The sequence below is a fragment of the Pseudoalteromonas sp. S1612 genome (assembly GCF_005887175.1).
GTDB lineage: Bacteria > Pseudomonadota > Gammaproteobacteria > Enterobacterales > Alteromonadaceae > Pseudoalteromonas > Pseudoalteromonas undina.
Genome location: NZ_PNDH01000031.1, coordinates 31,579 through 51,374, shown reverse-complemented (window position 1 = coordinate 51,374; position 19,796 = coordinate 31,579). Strand labels below are relative to the sequence as shown.

The window sequence follows — 19,796 nt, the reverse complement described above, 5'->3', positions numbered from 1 at the left end:
CAATACCTAGCTGCAGATAAAGTAGGGAGTATACATTTTGTTTATGTTATCTATAAATAAAATAAAGCTATGATATTTAAGGGTTAATTTGTTTTTGTCTATTTAGTTAGACTAATGTCTTATTCCCACGGTTTGTTTTAATTTGGCTAAAAAATTGAGCAATAAAAATCTATTAAGCTACTGAAATTTAAGTGGTTCATGAGTTGTTTATTAATTGATCATGCGCAGTTTACGAAAACGTTAATATGTTGTTACGACCATTGTCGCAATTCAATATTTGAATTGCATTGCTAAATTGGTTAACGAATATAAAAAACCACCCATCACAATCGTGATGTTTAAAGGGGAAAATAAAAATGGCTTTTAAAAATGAAGAACAAGCAAAAGCTTATTGGGCAGAAAACATTTCATTACTGTTTAAATTATTAGCAGTATGGTTTGTGGTCTCTTTTGGCTTTGGCATATTACTGGTTGATGTACTTAATGAAGTACGTTTTTTTGGGTTTAAACTTGGCTTCTGGTTCGCCCAGCAAGGCGCGATTTATACCTTTGTGGCTTTGATTTTTGTGTACGTTTTCAAAATGAATACGTTAGATAAAAAATATGGCGTAGACGAATAGGAGCTAGTCAATGGATGTTCAAATACTCACATTTATAATTGTCGGTTTAAGCTTTGCGCTTTATATCGGTATTGCAATTTGGGCTCGTGCTGGGTCAACAAATGAATTCTACGTTGCTGGTGGCGGTGTACCTCCACTAGCTAATGGTATGGCAACTGCTGCGGATTGGATGAGTGCTGCGTCGTTCATTTCAATGGCGGGTATTATCTCGTTTGCGGGTTACGACGGAAGTGTTTACTTAATGGGGTGGACCGGTGGTTATGTACTACTGGCTATGTGTTTAGCGCCTTACTTACGTAAATTCGGCAAGTTTACCGTGCCAGATTTTATCGGTGACCGTTACTACTCACGTACTGCGCGTTTAGTGGCTATTTTATGTGCCATCTTTATTTGTTTTACTTACATTGCGGGTCAAATGCGCGGTGTTGGTGTAGTGTTCTCTCGTTTCTTAGAAGTTGAAATTGAAACCGGTGTGTACATCGGTATGATCATTGTTTTCTTCTATGCCGTACTTGGTGGCATGAAAGGTATTACTTACACGCAAGTTGCGCAGTACTGTGTACTAGTGTTTGCTTATTTAGTACCGGCTATTTTCATCTCTATGATGGCAACAGGTCACTTTTTCCCACAAACTGGTTTTGGTGCCACGCTAAGTGATGGCTCTGGAATGTATGTATTGGATAAACTTGACGGTTTAAGTGCTGAGCTTGGTTTTGGCCAATACACTGAAGGTTCTAAGAGCATGATTGATGTATTTGCAATCACAGGTGCTCTTATGGTGGGTACAGCCGGTTTACCACACGTAATTGTTCGCTTTTTCACTGTTCCTCGCGTAAAAGACACACGTATTTCAGCAGCGTGGACACTGGTGTTTATTGCTATTGTTTACACAACAGCACCCGCAGTAGCATCGTTTGCCCGTGTAAACATGATTGACACAATAAATGGTAAAGACGGAAGCGGTACAGCGTATGCAGAGGCACCAGCTTGGATTAAAAACTGGGAACGTACGGGTCTAATCACCTTTAATGATAAAAATGGTGACGGCAAAATGTTCTACACATCAGGTAAAATCACTGACCCTAATAGCGCAAACGAAGTAAATGTTGACCGCGATATTATGGTACTAGCGAATCCTGAAATAGCCGACTTACCAGCCTGGGTTATTGCACTCGTTGCAGCAGGTGGTATTGCCGCGGCGCTATCGACTACAGCGGGCTTACTATTGGTTATTTCAACCTCAGTATCGCACGATTTACTTAAACGGACACTCAAACCGGATATAACCGACAAGCAAGAATTACTTGCAGCGAGGTTGGCAGCGATGATTGCTATTGTAATATCCGCTTACTTTGGGATTAACCCGCCAGGATTTGTGGCCTCGGTTGTTGCCTTTGCCTTCGGCTTAGCGGCGGCGAGCTTCTTCCCTGCAATTATTATGGGTATTTTCTCTAAATCAATGAATAAACATGGTGCAATTGCAGGCATGGTAACGGGTATCACCTTTACTGCTGCATACATCATCTACTTCAAGTTTGTGAGTCCAGAGTTTAATAGCCCAGAAAATTGGTTCTTAGGTATTTCACCTGAAGGGATTGGTTTAGTAGGCATGATCATTAACTTTGCAGTAGCTGCAGGTGTTATGAAAATGACTCAACCGACACCAGTTGAAATTCAAGAAATGGTTGAAGGTATTCGTAATCCTAAAGGGTCTAGTGAAGCGCATGCTCACTAATCCATATATCTAATGATATAACGCATCAAAGCCCGACTTAAGTCGGGCTTTTTATTTGTTTAAATAATGACTACATTAAATAATCGCTATATTAAATAACCATATTTCAGGTTAAGTCGCTTTTTTATTGAGGATGATTTATGAGTAGTGAGCAACAGGAAGTCGCGCAGTTTATTAACAAGCAAGCACCATTTTCAATGTTACAGGACAGCGCCTGCAGTTATTTTGTTAATCATCTCGATAGTATTTATTTGACCCGAGAAAACCAAACGCAATGGCTTAACAGTGAACAGCCTAAATTATTTTTAATTCGTTCCGGGTTATACGATTTAGTGGATGCTCAAGGCGATACGGTAACGCGTTTAACTCAAGGTGATTACTTTGGTTATCCCTCGTTACTGACGGGAGATTCAATACAAAACAGTTTAGAAGTACAAAAAGAGGGCATTGTCTATATGCTCGACCAAACGGATTTTGATTACTTACGTCGAGAATATAAAGCATTCGAGCAATACTTTGTTCGTGCTCATGCTAATCGATTGCTGTCATCACATTATAAAAGCAATAACGACAGCTGGTCTGAGCGTAAAATATCAGAGATCATGACTCGCAAAGCGATTACGCTGCCTCCCGATGCCAGCATCCGTCATAGTGCTAAAAAAATGCAAGAGCATGGGATTTCATCAATGATGATCACCGAAAATTCGCATCTTGTTGGGGTAGTTACAGATCGGGATTTACGTAACCGAGTGCTTGCTGATGAAGTGGATCCCGCGCAAGCTATCAATAGTATTATGACCAATAAGCCTAAGTTTATATTTGAAAATAACCGCGTATTTTCAGCGCTGCACTTAATGCTTAAGCATAATATTCATCATTTACCTGTGCTTGACGAAAACCACAAACCGCTAGGAATGATCACCAGTACAGACTTACTACGCCAACAAAAAAGCGACCCAGTGCAGCTAATTGGTCGTATTTACAAGGCCCATAATGTGGCTGATTTAAAACGTTACGCGAAAGAAATTCCTGAGTTATTAAAAGGGTTTTCAAATAATATTGATGATATTTCGCTGATCGGAAAGTTACTCAGTGGTTTAACCGATGCGTTGACCTCGCGGCTAATTTTTTTATTTCAACAACACCATGGCGCCGCGCCAACCAGTTTTAGTTTTATTTGTTTTGGCTCTCAAGCGCGCGAAGAGCAAACACTGCATTCAGATCAAGATAATGGCTTGTTATTACCTGATGGTCTAAACGATGAACAGCACGCATATTTTAAACAGATGGGCGAATTTGTTTGTGAAAACTTAGTTGAGTGCGGCATTCGTCGTTGTCCTGGTAACATAATGGCTAGCAGTGATGCGTGTCGAATGAGTGTTAGTGATTGGGGGGCGAAGTTTTTAAAGTGGATCACCAGTCCCACACCCCATGCAATGCTCAACTGTAAAATCTTTTTTGATCTGCGCTTTATTGAAGGCTCAACCACACTCTATAGCCAGTTTTGTGAAGAGTTGACCCATATTTCTCGCAACGATCTTTTTTATGCGGCAATGGCCAGCGATGTTAACGCTAACAGTGCGCCGATTGGTTTATTCAATAACTTTAAAACCGAAAAAACAGAGCAACACCATAAGTACATCGATCTTAAAAAGCGCGGGGTGGTGATCATTAACGATCTAGCGCGACTTTATGCATTAAAAGTAGGCATTCGCCGTGCTAACACCCAAGAGAGGTTGGATGCTTTATTAAAGTATTCACTATTAAGCAAAGAAGATATTTATAATTTAAAAGATTGTTGGCGATTTTTAACTCAGCTTCGGCTGCGCACGCAAATAAATGAAGAAGGGTTACCTAGTAATTGCATTAACCCAGACAAACTCAATTCGTTAGAACGTCATCAGCTTAAAGAAGCGTTTTACCTAATAAAACAAGCGCAGCAAGGCGCGGCGTTTAAATTTGCGCGTGGGAGTTTGTAACAATAATGGTTAAGCTGCTTATTACGCGATACTTAAAGCGTCGTCATTTGCTTGCGCAAAGTGCTTTAAAGCAACGTTATTTAGTGATTGATTTGGAATTAACAGGGCTTGATCCTAAACAACATGAAATTGTCTCGGTTGCTTGGGTACTGATTGAGAATCAATGTATCAAAAACAGTCAATCGCAGCATATCGTTAATAAAGAGGTTAAAAGTCTAGAGCAAAGCCCTGTTTTTCACGGCATTAGTACTGACTCGGTGGCACAAGGGCAAAGCCTACAGAGTATTTTAATGTCTTTAAGCGCTCACTTTAGTGACTGCATTTTAGTATTTCATAATGCCATGCTCGACTGGGGCTTTTTAAAGTTAGCACTAAAAAATGCAGGGATCACCCAGCGGCCTAAGCTGATCATCGATACCTTACAAATAGAAAAAAAGCGCTTACTGCAACACGCAAGCGATATAAAATTAGATGATTTAACCTTAAATGAATGCCGTAATCGCTACGATTTACCAAGCTATCATTGCCATCATGCGCTTACCGATGCACAAGCCACTGCTGAATTGTTATTAGCCCAATGCCATCAAATAGGCGCCGGTAAAGAACTTAAAGTAGGGGATCTAACGTAGGTTGGTTAAGGACAGCGAAACCCAACTATAAGAAACCCAACTATAAAGTATGCACTAAGCTTAATTGCATGCAGTTTACTTTTATTCTTGTTTGTATAATTATGGGAACGCGTATTTTATTAAAAATTCAAGGAACGAATATGAAATTCATCACCGCTATTTTTATTACCTTATTCCCTCTTATTACTTTTGCTAATTCAAGCGTGCCAACTAATCGTCATATTTCTGTACATGGCACAGCTGAGGTATTAGTTGAGCCAGATATGGCTCAAATTATATTTGAAGTAAAAAGCATTGAAGATACATTACTTGAAGCTAAACGTGACCTTGATGGCCGAGTTAGCGTGTTACTTGAAGAATTAGATAAATATGATTTTGGCCAAGGCGATGTTCATATATCGGGTTTAAAAAGCAAGGTATACACTAAGGTTGGTACAGAATCAGGGATTGCTTTAAGCGATAATTATTTAGCTCTGAAAACAGTTAAAGTCACATTAAAAGATATTAAAAAAGTCGATGAATTTATTGATTTTGCTCAACGCTTACAAATAGACAATATCAAAAAAATTAATGGCTTATCCTCCAAAGTCAAGCAGTTAGAGGCAGAGGCAACACAACTAGCAATAGATAACGCAAAAGCGAAGGGAAATAAGCTCGCTCAGTCTTTTGGTGCTGAACTTGGCAACGTTTATAGTATTAGTGCAAATTCTAGTAGCTCAGATTACGACGCGAACGGTGTTAAGCACATTATTTTATCCAGCCACAGAAATAGCATGGCTGCTAGAATTAACGAGAACCCATTTAAGCAGCAGCAATATTTAGGTGCAAGAATAAGCGTTAAAGCATCTATAAACGTGGTGTTTGATTTAAAACTAAAATAGCAAATACCGCAAATACCTATTAGCTGAGCTAAAAGTAAAAGCGCATTGCGTGTTGATTATGACGTTAATTTAAAGTTTCTAATGCTTGGCTCTTATAATCACAGGCAAGGTCGATTACAATACCGCCATCTAAAAGGCGACGCTGCCTTTCTCTGTACGTAACTAGAGTGGATTTTATATTTCATGGCAATCAAACTTGCAATTAATGGTTTTGGTCGTATTGGTCGAAATATTGTCCGTGCACTATACGAATCAGGCTTAAGCGACGAGATCAAAATTGTTGCAATTAACGAACTAGCCGACCCTGAAGCTATTGCCCATTTATTAAAATACGACACCTCTCATGGTCGTTTCACTTTTCCAGTTAAACTAGGTGAAGACACTATCAGCGTTGCTGATGACACCATTGCATTATTTTGTGAAGAAAATCCAGTTGAATTACCGTGGCAAACGCTAGATGTTGACCTGGTGCTTGAATGTACTGGCGTGTACCACTCACGTGAGCATGCACAGTCACATATTGCCGCAGGTGCTAAAAAAGTGTTGTTTTCCCATCCTGCTGACAATGATGTAGATGCCACCATTGTGTATGGCATAAACGACGATGAGCTGAAAAACGAGCATACTATTGTCTCTAATGGTTCGTGTACCACCAACTGCGTTGTTCCTGTTATTAAAGTACTCGATGATGCCTTTGGTATTGAGTCTGGCGCTATTACAACTATTCATGCGTCAATGAACGATCAGCAAGTGATTGATGCGTATCACCATGATTTACGCCGAACTCGTGCCGCCAGCCAATCTATTATTCCGGTAGACACAAAATTAGCCCGTGGTATCGACCGTATTTTACCTAAATTTAAAGGCCGCTTTGAGGCTATTGCCGTTCGTGTGCCGACTATTAATGTGACCGCCATGGATTTAAGTGTCACGGTAAATACCGATGTAGATTTAAGTGCGGTTAATAGTGCGCTTAAAGCACAAGCTAAAGATAGGCTTGAGGGTATTTTAAGTTACACCGAAGAGCCGCTGGTATCGGTTGATTTTAACCACGATCCCCATTCTTGTATTATAGATGGCACACAGACACGTGTTAGTCATAAACGGCTGATAAAATTACTAGTTTGGTGTGATAATGAGTGGGGGTTTGCGAATCGCATGCTTGATACCGCTCGTGCTATGATGGCATTTAAGTAATATTTAAAACGTATTTATTGGTTCAGTATCGTTAACTAAGGAGATGTTCATGTCGGTCATAAAAATGGCAGATTTAGATTTAAACGGCAAGCGTGTATTAATTCGTGAAGATTTAAATGTACCCGTTAAAGCAGGTAAAGTGACGTCAGACGCACGTATTCGTGCTGCACTACCTACTATCAAACTTGCGCTAGAAAAAGGTGCAAAAGTGATGGTTATGTCACACCTAGGCCGTCCTACGGAAGGGCAATACGAAGACGAATTTTCATTAGCACCCGTTGTTGATTACTTAAATGATGCACTTGAGCAAACTGTTCGCCTAGAAAAAGATTACTTAAATGGCGTTGATGTTGCAGATAATGAAGTGGTTGTTTTTGAAAACGTACGTTTTAACAAAGGCGAGAAAAAAGACGACGAAGCCTTATCAAAGCAACTCGCTGCATTATGTGATGTTTACGTAATGGATGCCTTTGGTACTGCGCATCGCGCACAAGCGTCAACCCATGGTGTGGGTCTGTTTGCTGATGTAGCGTGTGCCGGCCCATTATTATCGGCTGAACTAGACGCCTTAGGCAAAGCACTTGATAACCCAGCCCGTCCGTTAGTGGCGATTGTGGGTGGTTCTAAAGTATCAACTAAATTAACCGTACTTGATTCGTTATCTAAAATTGTTGATCAGCTTGTTACCGGCGGTGGTATTGCCAATACCTTTATTGCAGCTGCTGGTCATCCTGTAGGTAAGTCGCTTTATGAGGCTGATTTAATGGATGAAGCAAATCGTTTATGCGCTGCAGCGAAAGCCAACGATGGTGAAATACCGGTACCGACAGATGTTGTTGTGGGTAATGAGTTTTCAGAGTCAGCTGTAGCAACACTTAAAGATGTAAGTGAAGTCACCAGCGACGATATGATTTTTGATATTGGCCCTGATACCGCAAATCAACTTGCAAAAATTATTGCTAATGCGGGCACTGTTGTATGGAATGGCCCAGTGGGTGTGTTTGAGTTTGATCAATTCGGTAATGGCACTCGCGCTATTGCAAAAGCGATTGCTGATTCAAACGCATTTTCTATTGCTGGTGGTGGTGACACCCTAGCGGCAATTGATAAGTATGGCATTAGTGATAAAGTATCGTATATTTCTACTGGTGGTGGTGCGTTCTTAGAGTTTTTAGAAGGCAAAAAACTACCTGCAGTTGCAATGCTAGAATCACGCGCTAAATAATACCTTAGGGTATTAGCTAGCCGTAAAGCAGATGTGCTAACCCCACATCTGCTACAATTAACGAGTAAATACCTCTCACTTTTATTTAGTCGTTAATAATATGAATTTTAGGTCATATACCTTTTAATTCATGGCGCAGTGATTGCGCCAAACTAACAAATCCGTTCAAACTAGGTAGTAAAATAACTACCGATAAATTGGAGAATACCCAATGGCTTTAATCAGTATGCGACAACTTCTTGATCATGCCGCAGAGCATGGTTACGGTGTACCCGCGTTTAATGTAAATAACCAAGAGCAAATGCGTGCAATTATGGAAGCGGCTGATAAAACAAACAGCCCAGTTATTGTACAAGGTTCTGCGGGCGCACGTGCGTATGCCGGTGCACCTTTTATTCGTCATATGATTTTAGCGGCAGTTGAAGAATGGCCACATATTCCTGTGGTTATGCATCAGGATCATGGTACATCACCGGGTGTATGTCAGCGTTCAATTCAGCTAGGTTTTTCATCAGTAATGATGGATGGCTCATTAATGAGCGATGGTAAAACACCTTCAAGCTACGATTATAACGTTGATGTAACACGCAAAACAGTTGAAATGGCGCATGCGTGTGGCGTATCTGTAGAGGGTGAGCTAGGTGTATTAGGTTCACTTGAAACTGGTGAAGCGGGTGAAGAAGATGGTGTTGGCGCTGAGGGTAAACTTACCACTGAGCAAATGCTAACAAATCCAGAAGAAGCGGCAGACTTTGTAAATAAAACCCATGTTGATGCGCTGGCTATTGCCTGTGGTACATCACACGGTGCCTACAAATTTACTCGTCCACCAACCGATGACATTTTAGCAATTGATCGTATTAAAGAAATTCACGCGCGTATACCAAATACCCACTTAGTAATGCATGGTTCGTCTTCTGTTCCACAAGAGTGGTTAGAAGTGATCAACCAATACGGTGGCGAAATTCCAGAAACTTACGGCGTGCCAGTTGAGCAAATCGTTGAAGGTATTAAATATGGTGTGCGTAAGGTAAACATTGATACTGACTTACGTTTAGCGTCTACCGGTGCGATTCGTCGTCATTTAGCGATGAACCCGTCTAACTTCGACCCACGTAAGTTTTTAGCTGCTGCAACCCAAGCAATGACTGATATTTGTATCGCTCGTTACGAAGCGTTTGGTACGGCGGGTCAAGCAAGTAAAATTAAGCCAATTTCATTAGATGAAATGCACCTTAAATACTTAAGCGGTGAGCTAAACCCAAAAATAAAGTAATGGACCAATAATAGCGATATTATTGCACTCATTCAAAAAGCCAGTTGCGTTTGCGCTGGCTTTTTTGATCTATGAGGGATCAGTATTTTACCTAGTTATTAATTAGGGATCACTCGATTACTAACTTGTCATATCTGGGATCATTACTTTACTAAGTAAAAGGCTTAAAGTGACGTATTTTAAACTTTTGAGTGTTACGCATTATAAAGAGTGAGCACAAAACATACAAAAATTCATTGGTTTAGCTTTGTTGGTGGGTAAAATAGTGATCCGTAAAGGGATCTGCTTGATAAAACTCTGATCCCAGCATTTAAGATCATAATAAACCTGATCTAAACACTGTTAAGCAGGTGCTAACTTTTATTATTAAGCGTGAAAATTGATGCTAGTTAGTAATTTGATGATCCCATGTTGATACCATAAATAGTGACTTTAATGATTGATTCTTTTTACTGCAAACCGCTTTTTTATTACTGCTCAAGATGATAAAAATATGACAAATTCTATTTTTTGTCACTATTTTGTGTTTTTTTTACACTCATTTTAATTTAGACGTTACACTTTAATAAAAATGTCATACTTAGTCATAATAATGAAACCTACTCAATAGCCTAAGAGATAAATTGGAATGTCACGTAAAGTATTAGTCGTTGATGACGAAGCACCTATCAGGGAAATGTTGGTTTTTGTTTTAGAACAAAATGGGTTTCAAGCCATTGAGGCAGAAGATTATGATTCTGCAATATCAGCAATGGTTGAACCTTATCCAGATATGGTGTTACTCGATTGGATGCTACCTGGCGGTAGTGGAATTCAAATCGCTAAAAAATTCAAACAAAATGAACACACACGCCAAATTCCTATCATTATGCTGACAGCCCGCGGCGAAGAAGAAGATAAAATACGCGGTTTAGAAGTCGGTGCTGATGATTACGTTACAAAACCGTTTTCACCTAAAGAGTTAATGGCGCGTATTAAAGCGGTTATTCGTCGTGTTGCTCCTACCTCACTTGAAGAGGCCATTGAAGTACATGGTTTACGTTTAGATCCTATTTCGCATCGTGTGACATCAGGTGGCAGTGAGCTAGATATGGGGCCAACGGAGTTTAGACTGTTACACTTTTTTATGACCCACCCTGAGCGTGTATATAGCCGAGAGCAATTACTTGATCATGTATGGGGTACTAACGTTTATGTTGAAGACAGAACTGTAGATGTTCATATTCGTCGCTTGCGTAAGGCAATTGCTACGCTTGGGCATGACCGCTTAGTACAAACAGTTCGCGGTGCTGGTTATCGCTTTTCGAGTAAATTATAAGTTTACTTCGTAAGTCACAATCTATTAACCTAGCATAGTCAAACCATCTGCTAGCGTTTATAAGGTAAAGAGCGTGTATGTATCGAGTTATTAACAAGCAGGCGTTAACTAAACGGCTGTTTGTCTATTTTATACCTTTGCTTTTAATTGGGGTGCTTATTGGTGCCCCATTTTTGATGTTGTTTTTGGGCGCTTTTTCGCTACTTTTGTGGCATTACCATCAGCTTTATCGCTTAAGTGACTGGCTGCATAATCAACGCAGCTTTAACCCGCCTGAAGGGGAAGGGTCGTGGGAGCAAGTATTTGAGGGTATTTACCAGCTGCAGCACCGTAATCGTAAAAAGCGTAATGAGCTGGCAGAGCTAATACGGCGTTTTCGCGACGGCGCTGAGGCCGTGCCCGATGCCGTTGTTGTGCTACAAAACGATTTATCAATTGTGTGGTGTAATCAGCTTGCACTCAAAGTGCTAGGGTTACAGTGGCCGGTTGATCATGGTCAGCGTTTAGATAACTTAATTCGCGATCCTAAATTTGCTAAATATATGCGTCGTAAAGAGTTTAGCGATGCTCTGGAGCTTGAAAGTGGCCACAGTGTTGAGCAAGTTCTTGAGTTTAGGGTGATGCCTTATGCCAATACACAGTTGTTGGTAGTGGTACGCGATGTTACTCGCTTAAAGCAACTTGAGCAGATGCGTAAAGACTTTGTAGCAAACGTCTCTCATGAGCTTAGAACCCCTTTAACTGTTGTTACCGGCTACCTTGAAATGCTCGATAGTGATTCACTTCCCCCGCCTGCAATGTGGAATAAAGCACAAACTACTATGCTAGAGCAATGTAAGCGTATGGATAGCTTAGTGAATCAGCTGTTGTCGTTATCGCGCATCGAAGGGGGAAAGCGACACAGTAATGACAAAGCGGTGAATGTGCCACGATTATTAAACTTAATTGAAACAGAAGCGCAATCAATTAATCAAGACAAAGGCCATCAACTTATTTTTAAGATTGATGCATCGCTTGATATTACCGGAGCTGAGGATGAACTTAGAAGTGCCTTTTCAAATTTAGTATTTAATGCCATTCATTATACTAAACCAGGCGGTAAAATTGAGGTACTTTGGCAGCGCAATAATGAACAAGCATGTTTTAGTGTTACCGATAATGGTGATGGTATTGCACCTGAGCATATTAACCGGTTAACTGAGCGTTTTTATCGAGTAGATAAAGCCAGAAGCCGCACCACAGGTGGCTCAGGCTTAGGTTTAGCTATTACCAAGCATGTGCTTACTCGCCATGGTAGTCAATTAAAAATTCACAGCGAGCTGGGTAAAGGTTCTTGTTTTTCTTTCGCGTTTTCAAGCGATAGACTTATCGTTATTTCGCCATTAGTAACAAGCAACACAAGCAGTCATAAAAGTGTCATTTAAGAGTCACACCATTGTCATGTACTCACTTTAGAGTGAACCACAGTTAGGAAATGGGACGAACAAACTGGAGAACCCCAAAATGAAATTTAAAAACTTAGTTGCCGCAATGGGTGTGGCTGTTACAACATTTGTATCTGCACAAGCGGTTGCATTAGAAGACGGTATTCCTGAGTATCAAAAAATTAGCGGTGTATCAGGTAACTTTTCATCGGTAGGGTCTGACACATTAGCCAACATGATGACCTTTTGGGCTGAAGAATATAAGCGCATTTATCCAAATGTAAATATTCAAATTCAAGCGGCAGGTTCGTCTACTGCGCCACCAGCACTAACAGAAGGTACGGCTAACTTAGGTCCAATGAGCCGTGCAATGAAGTCAAAAGAAATTGAAGCATTTGAAAAGCGTCATGGCTACAAACCAACACAAGTGCGAGTAGCAATTGATGCGTTGGCAGTATTTGTACACAAAGATAACCCAATCGAAGGACTACGCATTGACCAAATCGATGCTATTTTCTCATCAACTCGTAAATGTGGTGCATCAGAGCAAGTAAATCGCTGGAGTGATGTTGGTCTAGAAGGTGATTGGGCTGCAAAAGACGTGCAATTATACGGACGTAACTCAGTATCAGGTACTTACGGTTACTTTAAAAAGAAAGCGTTATGTAAAGGTGATTTCCGTAATAACGTGAACGAGCAACCGGGCTCGGCTTCTGTTGTACAGTCAATTTCAGCGTCATTAAATGCGATTGGTTACTCTGGCATTGGTTATAAAACATCGGGTGTGCGTACTGTTCCGTTATCTAAAAAAGGCACTAACTTTGTTGATGCCACGCTTGAAAACGTAGCACAAGGTAAATACCCACTGTCACGTTTCTTATATGTTTATGTAAATAAACACCCAAATAAGCCACTTGGCCCAGTTGAAGCTGAGTTTTTAAAGATGGTACTTTCTCAAGACGGTCAAAAAATTGTAGAAAAAGATGGTTATGTGCCACTTTCTGCAAAGTTAGTTGAATTAGAGCTTAAAAAGTTAGGCTTGAAATAAGCAGCTAGCAACCAAAGTAAATAATAAAAAACCGCTCAATGAGCGGTTTTTTTGTTTTACTTAAGATTATTTAGTTCGTTGCTTTACCTAAATTTTCAGCTTGCACTTTGCATTGATTGTAAGCCTCAATACATTTTGATGAGCAGACCTGTGATTTAAGACTATCGGTGGTTGTTTGCTGCTCACAGCTGGTTTCACATTGATAACTTTGTTGAGCACATTGATTAAGTGCTGGATTACCCGCTTGGCTCTGGCAGCCAGCAAGAACTGCAAACGAAAAAGCCACGAGGCTAGTTTTAATAAAAGTTTTCATGCTTATCCTTAAAATGAGGCCACACCAGTATTAAACTTCAACCTGAATATTGTCGATTAATCTAACACTACCTAAAAAGGCGGCAGCTAAAATTACAAATCGTGTATCTTCGAGTGTAGCAGCTTTTAATGTATCTCGTTGAGCTATCGAAAAATAATCTGGTTTTAGGCCTGCGTCTTCTAATGCGCTCTTCGCTTCACTTTCCAGTGTGGCAAAGTCTTTATTACCGTTTTTTAGTTGCTGCGCACAGTGTTTTAAGGTGTTAAATAAAACAGGAGCGGTTTGTCTTTCCTCAGTTGATAAATACCCATTACGAGAGCTCATGGCAAGGCCGCTAACTTCACGCATGGTGGGTACACCAATAATTTCTACTGGTATCGATAAATCAGTGGCCATAGTTTTAACAACTTGTAGCTGCTGAAAGTCTTTTTCACCAAAACAAGCGTAATCAGGTTGTACTAAATTAAATAGCTTCGTAACAACAGTTGCTACGCCTTTAAAGTGACCTGGGCGTGAACCGCCACAATACCCCATTGAAATACCAGGTACATCAACAAAGCTTTGCGCGCCTAAACCATTAGGATAAATAGTTTCTACACTGGGGATAAACAAAATATCTGTTTCAAGATCGGCTAACCCTTGTTTATCAGCATCTAGAGTACGCGGATAGCTGTCTAAATCTTCGTTAGCGCCAAATTGCATTGGGTTAACAAAAATACTCACGACCACTTTGTCGGCCAGTGTTTTTGCTTTTTCTACCAGTGAAAAATGACCACGGTGTAAATTACCCATAGTAGGAATAAGTGCCACACTTAAACCGGCCTGGCGCCAAGCTTTAATTTGACTGCGTAATGATTTAATTTCAGTGATTGACTGCATTATTTAAACTCATGTTCAGCGCTTGGAAATACGCCGCTTTTGACATCGTTACAATACTTTTTAACGGCGGCAGGCATATTGCCTGTTTCGAGTAAAAAGTTTTTTGAAAATTTAGGAATATAACCTGCAGAAATGCCCACTAAATCGTGCATAACCAAAATTTGGCCATCGGTTACATTACCGGCACCAATACCGATTGTAGGGATGCTTAATGACTCTGTAACGCGTTTTGCTAAGGCGCTTGGAATACATTCAAGCACCAGTAGTTGTGCGCCTGCCGCTTCTAATGCTTTTGCATCGGCAATAATTTTTTGTGCTTGAGCTTCTTCACGGCCTTGGATTTTAAAACCACCGAATACATGCACTGATTGCGGTGTAAGCCCCAAATGGCCACATACCGGGATACCTTGTTGGGTTAGCGATTTAATACTGTCGTACAGCCATTCTCCGCCTTCAAGTTTGACCATATTAGCACCAGCACGCATCAGCTCTGCAGCATTTTTACATGCGTCGCTTGGGTTTGCGTAGGTCATAAACGGTAAGTCAGCTATAACAAATAAGTCACGGCTTCCCGCGCGCACACAGCGAGTATGGTAGGCAATTTCTTGGTTTGTAACCGCTAAGGTGTCGTCGCCACCTTGTAATACCATACCCAAAGAATCACCAACTAAAACAACATCAACGCCGTTATCATGAAATAACTTAGCAAAACTAGCATCGTATGCTGTTAACGCAGTGATCTTATTACTTTCAGCCTTCATTTTATTCAAAGTTGAAACGGTTATTTTAGACATAATATTCTCGCAGACAATGGCCTTAATTAATTACCGTGGTAATTGTTGTAAGTCGTTAAGCGGTAGGGTATTTGCTATCTGTTGGATAGATGCGCCGCTAGGTAAAATCAGTTCCGGTGCAATTTCTTGCAGTGGGTAAACAACAAATTCTCGCTCAGTTAATCCGTAATGAGGTACGGTTAAACGTTCGGTATTTAAAGTGTGTTCACCAAATAATAAAATATCAATATCCAATGTGCGTGCGCCCCAGCGCTCGGCCTTTCTAACTCGCCCATGTTCCAGCTCAATGGCTTGGGTTAAATCAAGCAGTTGCTCTGGCTCAAGTGAAGTGTTAATACAGGCGACAGCATTCACATAATCGGGTTGATCTTGTGGTCCCATAGGCTTGCTCGCATAATAATGCGAGCAGGCTATAAACTCGCTGCTTGGCAAGCTTTTAAGTGCAATAACAGCGTTATCAAGTTGTTTAATAGGGTTGTTAAGGTTTGCACCTAACCCCAAATAGACACGTTGCATTATTTACTCAGTAGGTTTTTTTGTGGTACGACGGCGAGGTCGCTTACGTGGTTTTGGACCGCCTTGATGACCAAGCTCTCGCACCATTTCTTTTTGGCCATTAATATCTTGGCCTAAGTACTGTGTCCACCACTGTGCCAGCTCTGTATGCTCAGTTTCACCAGCATCAACACGCAATAGTAAAAAATCATAAGCGGCTTTAAAGCGCGGCTGCTGTGTTAAACGATAGGCACGTTGGCCAGCACGTTTATCTAAGCGTTGTTGAATATGCCAAATATCACGAGCACCTAAAGTAAAGCGTTTTGGTACGGCAATATGTTGAGCATTCTCACTAAGTACTTTATTAATTGCCTGAGCAAATGCATCGTATTCTGAAAGTTGCTCTTGGCGTCGAATTTTTTCAGTTCGTTCAATCAGTGGGAACCATAATAATGCTGCAAATACGAATGCAGGAGTTACTTTCTTATCTGCATTAATGCGTATGTCGGTGTTTGCAAACATCTGCTTTATGAAGGTTTCTTCAAGTCCGCCTGGTTTTTTATCTAAAATACGGTCTAGCTCAGGAAATAACGATTTAAATAAACCGTACTGACGCAGCATTATAAAGTTTTGCTGTGCTTTGCCGTTTAAAAATAGCTTGAGTATTTCTTCAAATAAACGCGCTGGCGGAATATTATCAAGCAAGCTCGCTAATTCGGTAATCGGTTTTTCGCTTGCTGGTGCTATTTGCATATCTAACTTAGTGGCAAAGCGCACTGCGCGAAGCATACGTACCGGATCTTCACGGTAGCGTGTTTCAGGATCGCCAATTAACTCAATTTGTTTTGCTTTGATAGCGGCTAAGCCATTTGCGTAATCGTAAACACAAAAATCATTAATGGAGTAGTACAAAGCGTTGATTGAAAAATCACGACGTTCTGCATCTTCTTCAATACTGCCAAATACGTTATCGCGAAGAAGTTGCCCGTGCTCACTTGACTGACTAATTTGATTTTTATCTTCTTGTGCTTCGTGATGGCCGCGCATTGTAGCCACTTCAATAATCTCACGGCCAAAAACAATGTGCGCTAAACGAAAGCGACGACCAATTAAGCGACAGTTACGAAACAGTTTTTTTACTTGCTCAGGAGTGGCATTGGTTACAACATCAAAATCTTTAGGTTGTTGACCTAACAATACATCGCGAATGCAACCACCAACTAAGTAAGCATCATAGCCACCATCTTTTAGGCGGTAGAGTACTTTGATTGCATTTGGGCTAAATTGTTTGCGAGAAATACCATGCTCACCTCTAGGGATCACTAACGGCTCACTGCTGATTGCGACATTTTCGTTATTGGCACTTGGGCCGATAATTTGTCGACAAAATTGAAAAAGCTTGGAAATAATAGTCTGTCTCCTAGAGAAGCGGTTGATTGGCTCGCCATTGCAATCAAAATCACAGCAAGTATTCACTTAAAGCGTCATTCTTACCATTTAATGTAATTAGCATATATTTAGGCGGCTATCATATACCAGCAAGGTAAAAAAATTAAGTTGCAGCGCTGAAATTAAGCCATTTTTAACGATTTTATTTGAATTAATTCCACGTAATACGTAAAGGGAGGTTAAATCTGTATTTCGCGCTTAGCAGGAACAAGGCTTAAGTTAAAATGCGTCACGGCCCAAGCGAGTAATTGTTCGCAGGTTAAATCCATTAGTTGCTCATGTATTGGCAAGCCTAAAAATTTAAATACAGCTATTAAAGTTGGTTTTGGATTTTGTTTGCAAATTGCAGGGGCGTAATTTTGCTTAGACAGTTTAAACCCTGGTTTTGCTACTGCCAAAGGCAAATGAGCAAATTCTGGAATAGGGTAATTTAGTTGTTTAAATAAGCTAATTTGACGCGCAGTCGGCTCGAGCAAATCAGCGCCTCGTACAATTCGGTTGATCCCTTGCTCAATGTCATCAACCACCACCACGAGTTGATAGGCAAATAAACCGTCACTACGTTTTATTATGTAATCTTCATGAGCGAGTGCTGAGTCAACGTCAATATGCCCTTGAATAAGGTCTTTATAATCAACGGTTGCATGACATTGAGTTAAACGTAGGGCATGACCTTGCTCACTTAGTTGGCTGTGTTTACATTGCCCTTGATAAATACCGCCGAGGGCTTTTATTTGCTTACGAGAGCATTGGCAGGCATAAATAAGCTGTTGTTGTGACAGAGAGTGAACGGCATCTTGATAAATAGTAAGACGCTGTGTTTGATACACAACGTTTTCATCCCAATTGAGGTTGTAGGCTTCTAAGGTATTTAGTATATCGGTGGCGGCGCCTTTTACAACGCGAGTGGTGTCTATATCTTCAATGCGAACTAACCACTTTCCTTGGTTAGTTTTTGCATCAAGGTAGCTACCTACAGCCGCCACAAGTGAGCCAAAATGTAACGGTCCGGACGGAGACGGTGCAAATCGGCCGCGATAGTTAGATACTTGCGCAGTAACGGCTGTAGAAGACATGGCTATAATTAATTAGCCGCGTCCAGATTGTTTTTCTTTAATTTCAGCAAGTGTTTTACAATCTACACATAAATCAGCAGTAGGGCGCGCTTCTAGGCGGCGAATGCCAATTTCAATACCACAAGATTCACAAAAGCCAAATTCGTCTTCTTTAATTAATATAATTGTTTTTTCAATTTTTTTAATTAATTTGCGCTCGCGGTCACGCGTTCGAAGCTCTAATGAGAACTCTTCTTCTTGTGCTGCGCGGTCAACGGGATCAGGAAAGTTAGCTGCTTCATCTTGCATGTGTGATTTGGTACGATCAACTTCGTTACGTAAATCATTACGCCAAGTTTCTAAAATTGTTTTAAAATGAGCACGTTGTGCATCATTCATGTACTCTTCACCCGGTTTTTCTTGGTATGGTTCTAAACCGGCTTGAGCCAATAAACCATGTCTTTTTTGGTCTGGCATAACTCTCTCCTAAATCCTTAATTTAATGCCTCAGCATTAGCCGGCGGTATAAATAACAGAAACTCATACCCTAGGCAAATTTATTTTTAAATAATCGAATTAGCTTAACCCTGTTTGGTGATATAAAAGTAGTAAAAGTATTGTATATACTTTTTATCACAGTATTGGTTTATAAACTGGCGTAGTTATATGGGCAATAACAATAAAAACAACTTATTTTTACTTTTTGGTTAAGTATTTTTTGGGCGTGGCGAAATAGCAACGTTTAAATGCGCTCTTTTTACTCAACAAATGCTACTTTCTCAACCAAAGTTACTTCACTGGCAGAAATACGGGCTTTATAAGCTAATACTTCTACGCCTTGCTCAATCGCTTCGCTAAGTAATTGTGCATAGGTTGAATCAATATGTGCCGCCGCACTCACTTGTGTGATCCCTTGATGTAGCACCGCAAATAGTAACACCGCACGATGCCCTTGTTTTACCATTTCGATTAATTCACGAATATGCTTTTGCCCACGAACTGTTTGCGCATCTGGGAAGTAACCTTGGCCGCTTTGTGGATGCTCTTCACTTAGGAGAGTCACTGATTTAACTTCAACATAGCAATTGGCTTTACTGTTGTGGGTAAGTAAAAAGTCGATGCGGCTGTTTTCACTGCCATATTTTACTTCACTTTGGACTTGTTGATAGCCTGTCAGCTCTTTAATTACTTCAGCATTAATCGCCTCCTCTACTACTTTATTAGCAACGGCTGTATTTACACAAATAAGCTGTGATAAGTTATTTTGCGTCAGCTCTAATGACTGTGGGTACTTTCGTTTGGTGTTACTGCTGGTGGAATAAAAGGCATTAAAACCAGAGTCAGCACAGCCCGTCATTTTCCCCGTATTAGCACAGTGAGCGGTAAAAGTGCTGCCATCACTGAGCTCTAAATCAGCTAAAAAGCGTTTGTAACGTTTTAATAACGTAGCAGATTGTAATGGCGGGGTGTACTTCATTA

At 40.5% G+C, this 19,796-nt stretch carries 19 protein-coding genes; 11 read left to right on the top strand and 8 right to left on the bottom strand.

Annotation, left to right across the window (positions count from 1 at the left end):
• The first annotated feature begins 356 nt into the window (after positions 1-356).
• From CWB78_RS11590 to CWB78_RS11540, 11 genes are all read left to right on the top strand, one after another.
• Positions 357-620, top strand: coding sequence for a DUF4212 domain-containing protein (locus CWB78_RS11590; protein ID WP_008464847.1), 264 nt, complete (start codon positions 357-359; stop codon positions 618-620).
• 10 nt (positions 621-630) lie between these two features.
• Positions 631-2,355, top strand: a complete 1,725-nt coding sequence (locus tag CWB78_RS11585; protein WP_138595667.1) for a sodium:solute symporter family protein — start codon at positions 631-633, stop codon at positions 2,353-2,355.
• A gap of 140 nt (positions 2,356-2,495) precedes the next feature.
• Positions 2,496-4,334 (top strand): DUF294 nucleotidyltransferase-like domain-containing protein, encoded by a 1,839-nt coding sequence (locus CWB78_RS11580; RefSeq protein ID WP_138595665.1) that lies wholly within the window; start codon positions 2,496-2,498, stop codon positions 4,332-4,334.
• Between the two features lie 5 nt (positions 4,335-4,339).
• On the top strand, positions 4,340-4,963 hold the full coding sequence (locus CWB78_RS11575) for a 3'-5' exonuclease (protein ID WP_054201852.1): 624 nt from the start codon (positions 4,340-4,342) through the stop codon (positions 4,961-4,963).
• Positions 4,964-5,103: 140 nt separating this feature from the next.
• Complete coding sequence (locus CWB78_RS11570) at positions 5,104-5,844, top strand: SIMPL domain-containing protein (RefSeq protein ID WP_138595663.1); 741 nt, start codon at positions 5,104-5,106, stop codon at positions 5,842-5,844.
• Positions 5,845-6,027: 183 nt separating this feature from the next.
• Positions 6,028-7,041, top strand: a complete 1,014-nt coding sequence (gene epd, locus CWB78_RS11565) for an erythrose-4-phosphate dehydrogenase (RefSeq protein WP_138595661.1) — start codon at positions 6,028-6,030, stop codon at positions 7,039-7,041.
• A gap of 49 nt (positions 7,042-7,090) precedes the next feature.
• The gene (locus CWB78_RS11560; RefSeq protein ID WP_138570397.1) at positions 7,091-8,266 is read left to right on the top strand and encodes a phosphoglycerate kinase; all 1,176 of its coding nucleotides are present in this window, start codon (positions 7,091-7,093) and stop codon (positions 8,264-8,266) included.
• A gap of 211 nt (positions 8,267-8,477) precedes the next feature.
• Positions 8,478-9,542 (top strand): class II fructose-bisphosphate aldolase, encoded by a 1,065-nt coding sequence (fba, locus tag CWB78_RS11555; protein WP_008111197.1) that lies wholly within the window; start codon positions 8,478-8,480, stop codon positions 9,540-9,542.
• Positions 9,543-10,170: 628 nt separating this feature from the next.
• Positions 10,171-10,860, top strand: coding sequence for a phosphate regulon transcriptional regulator PhoB (phoB, locus tag CWB78_RS11550; protein ID WP_008111196.1), 690 nt, complete (start codon positions 10,171-10,173; stop codon positions 10,858-10,860).
• 77 nt (positions 10,861-10,937) lie between these two features.
• Complete coding sequence (phoR, locus tag CWB78_RS11545) at positions 10,938-12,284, top strand: phosphate regulon sensor histidine kinase PhoR (protein ID WP_138595659.1); 1,347 nt, start codon at positions 10,938-10,940, stop codon at positions 12,282-12,284.
• Between the two features lie 79 nt (positions 12,285-12,363).
• Positions 12,364-13,332 (top strand): PstS family phosphate ABC transporter substrate-binding protein, encoded by a 969-nt coding sequence (locus CWB78_RS11540; RefSeq protein ID WP_010387635.1) that lies wholly within the window; start codon positions 12,364-12,366, stop codon positions 13,330-13,332.
• Between the two features lie 70 nt (positions 13,333-13,402).
• Here the strand turns inward: CWB78_RS11540 and CWB78_RS11535 are convergent, their stop codons facing one another.
• The 8 genes from CWB78_RS11535 to sfsA all read right to left on the bottom strand — a co-directional run bounded on the left by CWB78_RS11535 (position 13,403) and on the right by sfsA (position 19,794).
• Positions 13,403-13,645 (bottom strand): hypothetical protein, encoded by a 243-nt coding sequence (locus tag CWB78_RS11535; protein WP_055012978.1) that lies wholly within the window; start codon positions 13,643-13,645, stop codon positions 13,403-13,405.
• Between the two features lie 30 nt (positions 13,646-13,675).
• The gene (panC, locus tag CWB78_RS11530; protein WP_138595657.1) at positions 13,676-14,524 is read right to left on the bottom strand and encodes a pantoate--beta-alanine ligase; all 849 of its coding nucleotides are present in this window, start codon (positions 14,522-14,524) and stop codon (positions 13,676-13,678) included.
• Positions 14,524-15,318 (bottom strand): 3-methyl-2-oxobutanoate hydroxymethyltransferase, encoded by a 795-nt coding sequence (panB, locus tag CWB78_RS11525; RefSeq protein ID WP_054201846.1) that lies wholly within the window; start codon positions 15,316-15,318, stop codon positions 14,524-14,526. The genes panC and panB overlap by 1 nt, the downstream gene beginning before the upstream one ends.
• 30 nt (positions 15,319-15,348) lie before the next feature.
• Positions 15,349-15,834 (bottom strand): 2-amino-4-hydroxy-6-hydroxymethyldihydropteridine diphosphokinase, encoded by a 486-nt coding sequence (gene folK, locus CWB78_RS11520; protein ID WP_075169768.1) that lies wholly within the window; start codon positions 15,832-15,834, stop codon positions 15,349-15,351.
• Positions 15,835-15,837: 3 nt separating this feature from the next.
• Positions 15,838-17,136 (bottom strand): polynucleotide adenylyltransferase PcnB, encoded by a 1,299-nt coding sequence (gene pcnB, locus CWB78_RS11515; protein WP_010387640.1) that lies wholly within the window; start codon positions 17,134-17,136, stop codon positions 15,838-15,840.
• A gap of 305 nt (positions 17,137-17,441) precedes the next feature.
• On the bottom strand, positions 17,442-18,338 hold the full coding sequence (gene gluQRS, locus CWB78_RS11510) for a tRNA glutamyl-Q(34) synthetase GluQRS (protein ID WP_138595655.1): 897 nt from the start codon (positions 18,336-18,338) through the stop codon (positions 17,442-17,444).
• A 12-nt stretch (positions 18,339-18,350) separates the two neighbouring features.
• A complete protein-coding gene (dksA, locus tag CWB78_RS11505) occupies positions 18,351-18,794 on the bottom strand; it encodes an RNA polymerase-binding protein DksA (RefSeq protein WP_008111170.1) in 444 nt (147 codons plus the stop codon).
• A 280-nt stretch (positions 18,795-19,074) separates the two neighbouring features.
• Positions 19,075-19,794 carry a DNA/RNA nuclease SfsA gene (sfsA, locus tag CWB78_RS11500; protein WP_138595653.1) on the bottom strand — a complete coding sequence of 240 codons (720 nt, stop codon included), beginning with the start codon at positions 19,792-19,794 and terminating at the stop codon, positions 19,075-19,077.
• Positions 19,795-19,796 lie beyond the last annotated feature (2 nt).

What these genes read in the sequence shown, in the direction of transcription:
- CWB78_RS11575 (WP_054201852.1), top strand. Translation starts at nt 4,340, where the DNA reads ATGGTTAAGCTGCTTATTACGCGATACTTAAAGCGTCGTCATTTGCTT.
- gluQRS (WP_138595655.1), bottom strand. Translation starts at nt 18,338, where the DNA reads ATGTCTTCTACAGCCGTTACTGCGCAAGTATCTAACTATCGCGGCCGA.
- epd (WP_138595661.1), top strand. Translation starts at nt 6,028, where the DNA reads ATGGCAATCAAACTTGCAATTAATGGTTTTGGTCGTATTGGTCGAAAT.
- CWB78_RS11590 (WP_008464847.1), top strand. Translation starts at nt 357, where the DNA reads ATGGCTTTTAAAAATGAAGAACAAGCAAAAGCTTATTGGGCAGAAAAC.
- CWB78_RS11570 (WP_138595663.1), top strand. Translation starts at nt 5,104, where the DNA reads ATGAAATTCATCACCGCTATTTTTATTACCTTATTCCCTCTTATTACT.
- CWB78_RS11560 (WP_138570397.1), top strand. Translation starts at nt 7,091, where the DNA reads ATGTCGGTCATAAAAATGGCAGATTTAGATTTAAACGGCAAGCGTGTA.
- CWB78_RS11535 (WP_055012978.1), bottom strand. Translation starts at nt 13,645, where the DNA reads ATGAAAACTTTTATTAAAACTAGCCTCGTGGCTTTTTCGTTTGCAGTT.
- CWB78_RS11540 (WP_010387635.1), top strand. Translation starts at nt 12,364, where the DNA reads ATGAAATTTAAAAACTTAGTTGCCGCAATGGGTGTGGCTGTTACAACA.
- phoB (WP_008111196.1), top strand. Translation starts at nt 10,171, where the DNA reads ATGTCACGTAAAGTATTAGTCGTTGATGACGAAGCACCTATCAGGGAA.
- folK (WP_075169768.1), bottom strand. Translation starts at nt 15,834, where the DNA reads ATGCAACGTGTCTATTTGGGGTTAGGTGCAAACCTTAACAACCCTATT.
- panB (WP_054201846.1), bottom strand. Translation starts at nt 15,318, where the DNA reads ATGTCTAAAATAACCGTTTCAACTTTGAATAAAATGAAGGCTGAAAGT.
- sfsA (WP_138595653.1), bottom strand. Translation starts at nt 19,794, where the DNA reads ATGAAGTACACCCCGCCATTACAATCTGCTACGTTATTAAAACGTTAC.
- fba (WP_008111197.1), top strand. Translation starts at nt 8,478, where the DNA reads ATGGCTTTAATCAGTATGCGACAACTTCTTGATCATGCCGCAGAGCAT.
- phoR (WP_138595659.1), top strand. Translation starts at nt 10,938, where the DNA reads ATGTATCGAGTTATTAACAAGCAGGCGTTAACTAAACGGCTGTTTGTC.
- panC (WP_138595657.1), bottom strand. Translation starts at nt 14,524, where the DNA reads ATGCAGTCAATCACTGAAATTAAATCATTACGCAGTCAAATTAAAGCT.
- CWB78_RS11585 (WP_138595667.1), top strand. Translation starts at nt 631, where the DNA reads ATGGATGTTCAAATACTCACATTTATAATTGTCGGTTTAAGCTTTGCG.
- dksA (WP_008111170.1), bottom strand. Translation starts at nt 18,794, where the DNA reads ATGCCAGACCAAAAAAGACATGGTTTATTGGCTCAAGCCGGTTTAGAA.
- CWB78_RS11580 (WP_138595665.1), top strand. Translation starts at nt 2,496, where the DNA reads ATGAGTAGTGAGCAACAGGAAGTCGCGCAGTTTATTAACAAGCAAGCA.